The sequence below is a fragment of the Streptosporangium sp. NPDC050855 genome (assembly GCF_044456585.1).
Classification (GTDB): Bacteria; Actinomycetota; Actinomycetes; order Streptosporangiales; family Streptosporangiaceae; genus Streptosporangium; species Streptosporangium longisporum.
In genome coordinates this window covers 1-1,009 of sequence record NZ_JBITFY010000069.1, presented here as the reverse complement: position 1 = coordinate 1,009, position 1,009 = coordinate 1, and the positions used below count along the sequence as shown (strand labels likewise).

1 rRNA gene is annotated in these 1,009 nt (G+C 57.0%); it reads right to left on the bottom strand.

Annotation, left to right across the window (positions count from 1 at the left end):
* Positions 1-1,009: ribosomal RNA gene (locus tag ACIBCT_RS40530) — 23S ribosomal RNA — on the bottom strand; the annotation flags it as partial.

Below are 1,009 nucleotides of genomic sequence, written 5' to 3'. Positions count from 1 at the left end.
CGGAACTTACCCGACAAGGAATTTCGCTACCTTAGGATGGTTATAGTTACCACCGCCGTTTACTGGCGCTTAAGTTCTCAGCTTCGCGGAGTAAACCCCACTAACCGGTCCCCTTAACGTTCCAGCACCGGGCAGGCGTCAGTCCGTATACATCGTCTTACGACTTCGCACGGACCTGTGTTTTTAGTAAACAGTCGCTTCCCCCTGGCCTCTGCGACCCCCACCAGCTCACACAGCACGTGTGATCACCAGCGAAGGCCCCCCTTCTCCCGAAGTTACGGGGGCAATTTGCCGAGTTCCTTAACCACAGTTCACCCGATCGCCTTAGTATTCTCTACCTGACCACCTGAGTCGGTTTAGGGTACGGGCCGCCACGACACTCACTAGAGGCTTTTCTCGGCAGCATAGGATCACCCACTTCGCCACAATCGGCTCGGCATCACATCTCAGGATACGTGAACCGCGGATTTGCCTACGGTTCTCCCTACATGCTTACCCCAGGACAACCATCGCCTGGGCTGGGCTACCTTCCTGCGTCACCCCATCGCTTACCTACTACCAGTTCAGGCCAGGCGTTCAGCCTCACCCCAAGCCCGAAGGCCAACGGGGGACTTAAGGACCCTTAGTATCACTGGATTCAGTATTGGCGCATCGTAGCGGGTACGGGAATATCAACCCGTTGTCCATCGACTACGCCTGTCGGCCTCGCCTTAGGTCCCGACTTACCCTGGGCGGATTAGCCTGCCCCAGGAACCCTTGGTCATCCGGCGCAGAAGTTTCTCACTTCTGATTCGCTACTCATGCCTGCATTCTCACTCGCACGGCCTCCACAGCTGGATCACTCCGCTGCTTCCCCGGCCGCACGACGCTCCCCTACCCATCCACACACCTCAACCACGAAGGCTCAGTTAATGTGTGAATGCCACGACTTCGGCGGTGTACTTGAGCCCCGCTACATTGTCGGCGCGGAATCACTTGACCAGTGAGCTATTACGCACTCTTTCAAGGG